Source organism: Methylobacterium tarhaniae (assembly GCF_001043955.1).
Taxonomy (GTDB): Bacteria; Pseudomonadota; Alphaproteobacteria; order Rhizobiales; family Beijerinckiaceae; genus Methylobacterium; species Methylobacterium tarhaniae.
Genome location: NZ_LABZ01000224.1, coordinates 1 through 8165 on the forward strand (window position 1 = coordinate 1; position 8165 = coordinate 8165).

Annotated in this window: 5 protein-coding genes and 1 tRNA gene; 3 read left to right on the forward strand and 3 right to left on the reverse strand. The window is 67.8% G+C overall.

Features of this window, described 5'->3' with window-relative positions; genetic code table 11:
• Positions 1 to 26 precede the first annotated feature (26 nt).
• The 3 genes from VQ03_RS26325 (at position 27) to VQ03_RS26335 (ending at position 2355) form a co-directional block, all read left to right on the forward strand.
• Positions 27 to 102, forward strand: a tRNA-Ala gene (locus VQ03_RS26325).
• Positions 103 to 1022: 920 nt separating this feature from the next.
• Positions 1023 to 1424, forward strand: a complete 402-nt coding sequence (locus VQ03_RS35325) for a transposase (RefSeq protein WP_167376134.1) — start codon at positions 1023 to 1025, stop codon at positions 1422 to 1424.
• Between the two features lie 79 nt (positions 1425 to 1503).
• Positions 1504 to 2355, forward strand: a complete 852-nt coding sequence (locus VQ03_RS26335; RefSeq protein WP_048453883.1) for an alpha/beta fold hydrolase — start codon at positions 1504 to 1506, stop codon at positions 2353 to 2355.
• Positions 2356 to 2360: 5 nt separating this feature from the next.
• Here VQ03_RS26335 and VQ03_RS26340 read toward each other — a convergent pair whose 3' ends face one another.
• From VQ03_RS26340 to VQ03_RS26350, 3 genes are all read right to left on the reverse strand, one after another.
• Positions 2361 to 5543 (reverse strand): multidrug efflux RND transporter permease subunit, encoded by a 3183-nt coding sequence (locus tag VQ03_RS26340; protein WP_048453884.1) that lies wholly within the window; start codon positions 5541 to 5543, stop codon positions 2361 to 2363.
• A gap of 1 nt (position 5544) precedes the next feature.
• Entirely contained in the window at positions 5545 to 6774 is a 1230-nt protein-coding gene (locus VQ03_RS26345) for an efflux RND transporter periplasmic adaptor subunit (RefSeq protein ID WP_208605562.1), read from the reverse strand.
• A gap of 328 nt (positions 6775 to 7102) precedes the next feature.
• Positions 7103 to 8077, reverse strand: a complete 975-nt coding sequence (locus VQ03_RS26350) for an HpcH/HpaI aldolase/citrate lyase family protein (RefSeq protein WP_048453885.1) — start codon at positions 8075 to 8077, stop codon at positions 7103 to 7105.
• Positions 8078 to 8165: the final 88 nt, after the last annotated feature.

The window sequence follows — 8165 nt, forward strand, 5'->3', positions numbered from 1 at the left end:
CATCCCCAGTGCCGCGGCTGAGGGATGGGGCTATAGCTCAGCTGGGAGAGCGCCTGCATGGCATGCAGGAGGTCAGCGGTTCGATCCCGCTTAGCTCCACCATCCTTTCTCTCGACATGGCAAATTCCCGATACGGGCCGCTTCGGCGGCCTTTTTGCGTTGCGCCGGACTGCCCGGATGCCGGCCCGTATCGCCACGCGACCGCGCGGCACGGGGCCGTCCGGGGCAAGATGGGGCGCAGGATCCCCCCTTCCCACCCGGGGAGATGAAGCCCGCGCGTGACCTTCCGCGGGTCGTCCCAAGCGGGCGCGCCGCCGTGCTCCCGATGCACCGGCCGCCCAGATCTCCGATATCGACGCGCCTCGCCATCGACACGGCGATGGCGAGGCTGTCGCTGTGCCAGCGCCCGGCGTCGGAGGCCCGTTCGGGCTTGGTCGGTGCCTTCGATGTGATTCGGGGCGGCGCATGGCTCCGCTTCCTGGTTGCCGGCATCTGCATGCCGTTGCCTCGACGACCCCCCGCGCGCGCCGGAAGGCGCGCGTCGATCACGCCGGCTCGAAATTTGTTAGTTCTTGTCGTAGCGGCGTCCGGTACATGTGGCCATCATCACTTTCTGAAACGCAGGGAAAGGTTTGCGATTGTGCATGATCGTGCTTCACGTCGCCATTCGTACTCTGCGCAAGATAGAAAAATTGTCTAGCGTTGATCTAACAAATTGTCATCGTGCTTTTGCGTCATCCGCGGCAGCGATACGACGCGACTCGCTTTTGTTAGCTCCTGAATCGACTGAAATTTTATTGCATGTGTGATGTCTATTTTTGTGAGGTAGTTACAGACCGGAAAAACTAATCTTTCAAGTAAACATCCGGTTGTCCCTTTGGGTGGTATGTTCGAACACAAACGATCGATGCCACTCCTCATGTTGCACCGAACCAACAAACTTCAACCGGCGGTCGGAAGCCCGATTGAAGTGCCAGATTACCCTTGGTAATATGGGTTCCGGACGAAGCGTGAGCGGGGGGATGTTTATGTTGACGGAGGCGCAGTGGGCTGTGCTCGCTCCATTGCTCGAAGGCTGCAGGCCTCGCGGCAAGACCCAGCCCCACGATCTCAAGCGAACCGTCGATGCGATCCTCTGGCGGCACTGGCACGATACCAACTGGCGCGCGGTCCCGGCCCATTACGGCCCGTGGTGGATGGCGGCCCAGACCTTCATCCGCTGGTCCCGCCTCGGCGTCTGGGAGCAGCTCCTCCGGCGCCTCGAGCGCTACTTCGAGGAGGCCGGCCTGCCGGTCCCGGGCATCGACCATGACGAGTTCGCCTATGGCGGCGCCCGCAAGAAGGAGCTGCAGGACAGCGAGCTGCAGGTGCGCCAGATCGCCAACATGCTGCTGAGCCTGCAGAAGCAGGCGGCTGTGGCCTGACGCGCCGACGCCTCGACCGGGGGAAGCGGCTCGGCAGCCCCAGCCCTCGCCTCCCCGGCCATATCAGGATCGCCGCCGCATGTTGGTCGCCGTCAACGGCATCCGCCTCTTCGTCGACGTCGAGAATGCCGGGCTCGTTCCCGCGGGCGATGCCATGCGGGAGAAGCCGGCGTTGCTGCTGCTCCATGGCGGTCCCGGCTTCGACCACAGTGCCTTCAAGCCCCTCTTCGCCGGGCTGAGCGACGTGGCGCAGGTGATCTATGTCGATCACCGCGGCAACGGCCGCAGCGAGGATGGCGACCGTTCCGCCTGGACGCTGGCGCAGTGGGGCGACGACGTGAAGGGCCTGTGCGACGCCCTCGGCCTCGTCCGGCCGATCGTGCTCGGGATGTCGTGGGGCGGCTATGTCGCCCAATCCTACGCGACGCGGTACCCGGACCATCCGGGCAAGCTCGTCCTGGTGAGCACGGCCGCCAGGGTGGACTTTCCGGCGATCTTCGAGCGATTCGGACAGCTGGGCGGGCCCGACGTCGCCCGCATCGCCGAGACCTACTGGACGGCCCCGACCGCCGAGAGACGGGCGGAGTACTTCCGGACCTGCGTTCCGTTCTACCGCCGACGACCCGTCGATCCCGCCAGGCTGCGCCGCGTGCTGATGCGCGACGACACCGCGCTCCACTTCAACGGGCCTGGGAACGAGCAGGGGCGCATGGATTTCCGCCCCGCGCTCGGGCGTGTGCGCTGCCCCGTCCTGGTGATGGCGGGCGAACACGATCCGCTGGTCCCGCCATCCGTCAGCGAGGCGCTCGTGGCCGCCCTGCCGCCCGACCGCGTGCGCTTCGAGTGTGTCGCGGATTGCGGCCACGATCTGTTCGGCGACGCGCCGGAGCTGGCCTTCGGCCTCTTGCGCGAGTTCATCGCGACGGCGTGAGGTCCCTACTCCGCCGCCTCCCGCAACTGCGGCGGCTCCTCCCCGTCCTCCGGTGCCTCGTCCTTCGCCTCCGGCCCGTGCGAGCCGCCGGACAGGAAGGTCGAGAGCCTGTCGAGGTAGATGTAGATCACCGGCGTGGTGAACAGCGTCAGCACCTGGCTCACCGCGAGGCCGCCGACCATGGCGTAGCCGAGCGGCTGGCGGATCTCCGAGCCGGTGCCGGTGCCGAACATCAGCGGGATGCCGCCGAGCAAGGCCGCCATCGTGGTCATCAGGATCGGGCGGAAGCGAAGCAACGCCGCCTTGCGGATCGCCTCCTCGGGGCCGATCCCCTCCTGGCGCTCAGCGACGATCGCGAAATCGACCAGCATGATGCCGTTCTTCTTCACGATGCCGATCAGCAGGATGATGCCGATGAGCGCGATCAGGCTGAAATCGTAGCCGAACCACAGGAGCATCGCGAGCGCCCCGACGCCGGCCGAGGGCAGGGTCGAGAGGATGGTCAGCGGGTGGATGTAGCTCTCGTAGAGGATGCCGAGGATCAGGTAGACCACCACCAGCGCGGCGACGATCAGGAGCGGCACCGTCGAGAGCGATTGCTGGAAGGCCTGCGCGGTGCCCTGGAAGCCGGTCGCCAGGGTCGCCGGCACGCCGAGGTCCTTGGCGGCCTTGTCGATCGCCGCGGTGGCCTGGCCGAGCGCCACGTCGGGGCCTAAGTTGAAGCTGATCGTCACCGAGGGGAACTGGCCCTGGTGGCTGATCGAGAGCGGGCGTACCGGCACGGTGCTCCAGGAGGCGAAGGCGGCGAGCGGCACTTGGCCCCCGGTGGCCGGCGACTTCACGTAGATGTTGCGCAAGCTGTCCGGGTTGCCCTGGAGGGCCGGCAGGATCTCCATGACGACGTGGTAGCTGTTGAGCTGGGTGAAGTACTGCGCCACCTGGCGCTGGCCGATCGCGTCGTAGAGCGTGTCGTCGATGGCTTGCGGAGTGATGCCGTAGCGCGAGGCGGCGTCGCGGTTGATCGTCAGGGTCAGGGTGGTGCCGTCGGTCTGCTGGTCGGTGGCGACGTCGCGCAGCTCCGGCAGCGTCTTCAGCTTCTCCAGCAGCCGCGGAGACCAGGTGTTCAGCTCGTCGAGGTTCGGATCCTGCAACGTGTATTCGAACTGGGTGCGCGAGGCACGCCCGCCCGTGCGCACGTCCTGCGAGGCCTGAAGGAAGACCTTGACGCCCTCGAGCCGGGCGAGCTTCGGCCGCAGGCGATCGATGATCTGGAAGGCGTTGGCCTCGCGGTCGTCCCGGGGCCTGAGGGTGATGAACATCCGGCCGGAATTGAGTGCCTGGCCGCTGCCGCCGATCGACATCGCGACGCTGGCCACGTCCGGATCGGCCTGGATCACCGCGCCGACCGCGCGCTGCCGGTCCTCCATGGCGGAGAACGAGATGTCCTGCCCGCCCTCGGTGATGCCGACGATCAGGCCCGTATCCTGCTGCGGGAAGAAGCCCTTGGGGATGATGACGAACAGATAGCCGGTGAGCGCCAGCGTGCCGAGAAAGGTGAGGAACGTCACCACGTGGTGGCGGAGCGCCACGTCGAGGGCCGATTCGTAGGCGTGCAGCATCCCATCGAAGACGCGCTCGCTCCACCGGTAGAGACGCCCATGCGCGTCCGCCTTGTGCTCCTTCAGGAAGCGCGAGGCCATCATCGGGGTCAGCGACAGCGACACGAAGGCCGAGACGCCGATCGTCATCGACAGGACCACGGCGAATTCGCGAAACAGCCGGCCGATGATGCCGCCCATCAGGAGCAGCGGGATCAGCACCGCGATCAGCGAGACCGAGATCGACACGATGGTGAAGCCGATCTCGCCGGCGCCCTTGAGCGCCGCCTGCATCGGCTTCATCCCCTCCTCGACGTAGCGGGCGATGTTCTCCAGCACGACGATCGCGTCGTCGACCACGAAGCCGACCGCGATGGTGAGCGCCATCAGCGACAGGTTGTCGAGGGTGTAGCCCGCCATCCACATCAGCGCGCAGGCGCCGAGCAGCGCCAGCGGCACCGTCACGCTCGGGATGATGGTGGCCCAGAGCGAGCGCAGGAACACGAAGATCACCATCACCACGAGGGCGATGGTGATCAGCAGCGTGAATTGCACGTCCTCGACGGAGGCGCGGATGGTCTGGGTGCGGTCGCTGAGCGTCTGCACCTTGACGCCCGCCGGCAGCGAGGCGGTGATGCGCGGCAGCTCGGCCTTGATCCGGTCCACCGTGTCGATGACGTTGGCGCCGGGCTGCTTGAAGATGACCAGGAACACGCCGCGCTGGCCGTTGGCCCAGGCCGCCTGCTTGGCATCCTCCGGCCCCGCCACCGCCTGGCCGATGTCGCGCACCCGCAACGGCGCGCCGTTGCGGTAGGCGACGATGACGTCGTTCCAGTCCTTGGCGCGCGTGAGCTGGTCGTTGGCATAGACCGTGTAGCTGCGGGTCTGGCCGTCGAAGCTGCCCTTCGGGCTGTTGACCGTGGTGATCGAGAGCTGGGTGCGGATGTCTTCGAGCGACAGGTCCTTGGCGACGAGCTTCGCCGGGTCGATCTGCACCCGCACCGCCGGCTTCTGCTGGCCGCCGATCAGCACTTGGCCGACGCCCGAGACCTGGCTGATGCGCTGCGCCAACTGCACGTCGGCGGCGTCGTCGACCTCGATCAGCGGCAGGGTGTCGGAGGTGACCGAGAGCAGCAGGATCGGCGAATCGGCCGGGTTCACCTTGCGGTAGGTCGGCGGGCTCGGCAGGTTTTTCGGCAATTGCCCGCCGGCGGCATTGATCGCCGCCTGGATGTCGTTCGCCGCCCCGTCGATGTTGCGGGAGAGGTCGAACTGCACGGTGATCGACGAGATGCCGAGCGCACTCGTCGAGGTCATCTGGCTGACGCCCGGCACCTGTGCGAATTGCCGTTCCAGCGGCTGGGCCACCGTCGAGGCCATGGTCTCCGGGCTGCCGCCGGGCAGCTGCGCGGTGACCTGGATCGTCGGGAAATCGACCTGCGGCAGGGGCGCGACGCCGAGCAGCGGATAGGCCACGATCCCGATGAACAGGATCCCGGCCATGATCAGCGAGGTCGCGATCGGAAAGCGGATGAAGTAGCCGGAGATGCCGCCGCGCGCGGCCCCCTCCTGCCCGGTGCCGATCTGCATCTCAGCGCGCCTCGCTCGAGGCCAGGGCGGCGTTGTCCGCCGAGTGGGCCGCGGAGTGGGCCGGGGAATCGGCGGGCTTCGCCTCGGCGACCAGCGCCCCCTCCTGCACCCGCGACTGGCCGCGCCAGACGACGCTCTGGCCGGGCGACAGCCCCTTGGTCACCTGGGTGCGGCCGTCGGTGGAGCGGCCGACGGTGATCGGCTGCATGTGGGCGTGGTTCTGGTCGTCGACCACGAAGGCGTAGAGGCCCTTCGGTCCGTGCTGCACCGCGTCGTCCGGAACCGTGACGGCGTCGGGGATCGTGCCGGTGCGCGTCTTCGTCGAGACCGACGCGCCCGGCCACAGGGCGTGGTCCTTGTTGGCGAAGGAGGCCTTGAGCCGGATCGTCCCGGTGGCGACGTCGACCTGGTTGTTGACGAGGTCGAGGCGCCCCGTGGACAGCCGGGTCATCCCGTCGCTGCTCCAGGCCTCGACCGGCACCGGGCCGGCGGCGAGCGCCCGCATCACCTCGCCCAGCTGGTCCTCGGGCGCGGTATAGACCACGAAGATCGGCTCGACCTGGGTGATGGTGACGATCGCTGTCTGTTGCGCCGCGTTGACGATGTTGCCGACGTCGATCAGCCGGAAGCCGGTGACGCCGTCGATCGGTGCCTGGATCGTCGCGTAGGAGAGTTGCGTCGCCGCGTTGTCGATGGCCGCCTGGTCGCCGGCGATCTGGGCGGTGAGCTGGTTGACCGTGGCGGTCTGGGTGTCGGTCTGCTGGCGCGAGGCGTAGTCGCCGAGCTTGGTGTAGCGCTCCAGGTCGGCCCGGGCGTTCTTCACGTTGGCCTCGTCCTGGGCCTTCTTCGCCTTGGCCTGGTCGAGGGCGGCCTGGTAGGGCCGCGGGTCGATCTGGGCGAGGAGGTCGCCCTTCCTCACCACCTGGCCTTCGCGAAAGCCGATCTTCAGGATCTCGCCGTCGACCCGGGTGCGCACCTGCACGGTGTTGTAGGCCTGCACCGTGCCGAGGCCGCCGAGCACCTTGGGGAGCGGACCCTGCTCGACCCGGGCCAGGGTCACCGGGACAGGAGCCGGGGCGCGGGCGGCGGGCTTGTCCGGATGGGCGTGTTGGCGCTGCCACGCATAGGCCCCGCCGGCGCCGGCCAGGATCGCCAGGGCCAGGATCGCCAGGGCCAGGACCCATCCGCCGCGCCGGCGTCTCGTTGCGTCAGCGCCCTGTACTGATCTCATCGGTCGCACGCTTCCACTCGGGCATCGTCCGACTTTGCGGGATTGGCATCGTCGGGCCATGCGGCAACGTCGAAGACCGGGAGCGGCGCAGGGCGGTCGTGCGACCGGCGCCGCTCCAGTCCGGAGCCGGATCGCGAGGGGATTAGAACGACCGCCGGAGCGGCCGCGCGAGCCGGCATCTGTCGAGCATATGCCAGTCGACTGTTTCTAGCGTGTGCGAGATCCGTGCGGCGCGTCCGCGCGGTGAACAAGTCTGGTCTTTCCTGGGTGCAGGGAACCGCGGCATCTCCCGACGGAGGAGGGCCGGCCCGAAGGCCGGCCCCGTTCCTCACGCCCGCGCCATGGCGTCGGCCTTGCCGATCAGCGCCTCGGCCATGCGGATCGACGCGATGTCGATGAGCCGCCCGTCCAGCGAGACGGCGCCGCGGCCCGCCTTGGCTGCCTCCTCCATCGCGGCGAGGATGCGGCGCGCCTTGGTCACCTCGGCCTCGCTCGGGGTGAAGACCTCGTTGGCGAGGTCGATCTGCGAGGGGTGGATCGCCCATTTCCCCTCGAAGCCGAGGGCCGCGCAGCGCCGCGCCGCCGAGCGGTAGCCGTCCGGATCGGAGAAGTCGCCGAACGGCCCGTCGATCGGCCGCAGGCCATAGGCGCGGCAGGCCACCAGCATCCGGTTCTGGGCGAACAGCCAGGGATCCTGCCAATGGGTCTGGCGGCCCCCCTCCTCGTCCTTGTCGGTGAGCACCGAGTAATCCGGGTTCACGCCGCCGATCACGGTCGAGCGGGCGCGCAGCGAGGCGGCGTAGTCGGCGACGCCGAAGGACATCGCCTCCAGGCGCTTCGAGGACTGGGCGATCGCCTCGACATTGGCCATGCCGAGGGCGGTCTCGATCAGCACCTCGAAGCCGATCTTCTTCTCGCGGCGCTTGGCCTGCTCGATCTGCGTCACCAGCACGTCGATGGCGTAGACGTCGGCTGGCACGCCGACCTTCGGGATCAGGATCATGTCGAGGCGCGGGCAGGCCTCGACGATGTCGACCACGTCACGGTACATGTAGTGGGTGTCGAGGCCGTTGATGCGGATCATCATCGTCTTCGTGCCCCAGTCGATGTCGTTGAGGGCCTGGACGATGTTCTTGCGCGCCTGCTCCTTGTCGTCGGGGGCGACCGCATCCTCGAGATCGAGGAAGATCACGTCGGCGGTGGATTTCGCCGACTTCTCCATGAAGGTCGGGTTCGAGCCCGGCACCGCCAGTTCGGAGCGGTGCAGGCGGGGCGTGGCTTGCTGGACGAGGGTAAAGCTCATCGGGGTTCCTCCTTGGAAGTAGTTTGACGTTCCGTCGAGCACGGACGCAACGTGGCGGAAGGTGGGGGGGCGTGGGGATGTGCGGGGG

Coding starts and splice junctions, on each gene's coding strand:
- VQ03_RS26335 (WP_048453883.1), top strand. CDS start 1,504: ATGTTGGTCGCCGTCAACGGCATCCGCCTCTTCGTCGACGTCGAGAAT.
- VQ03_RS26345 (WP_208605562.1), bottom strand. CDS start 6,774: ATGAGATCAGTACAGGGCGCTGACGCAACGAGACGCCGGCGCGGCGGA.
- VQ03_RS35325 (WP_167376134.1), top strand. CDS start 1,023: ATGTTTATGTTGACGGAGGCGCAGTGGGCTGTGCTCGCTCCATTGCTC.
- VQ03_RS26350 (WP_048453885.1), bottom strand. CDS start 8,077: ATGAGCTTTACCCTCGTCCAGCAAGCCACGCCCCGCCTGCACCGCTCC.
- VQ03_RS26340 (WP_048453884.1), bottom strand. CDS start 5,543: ATGCAGATCGGCACCGGGCAGGAGGGGGCCGCGCGCGGCGGCATCTCC.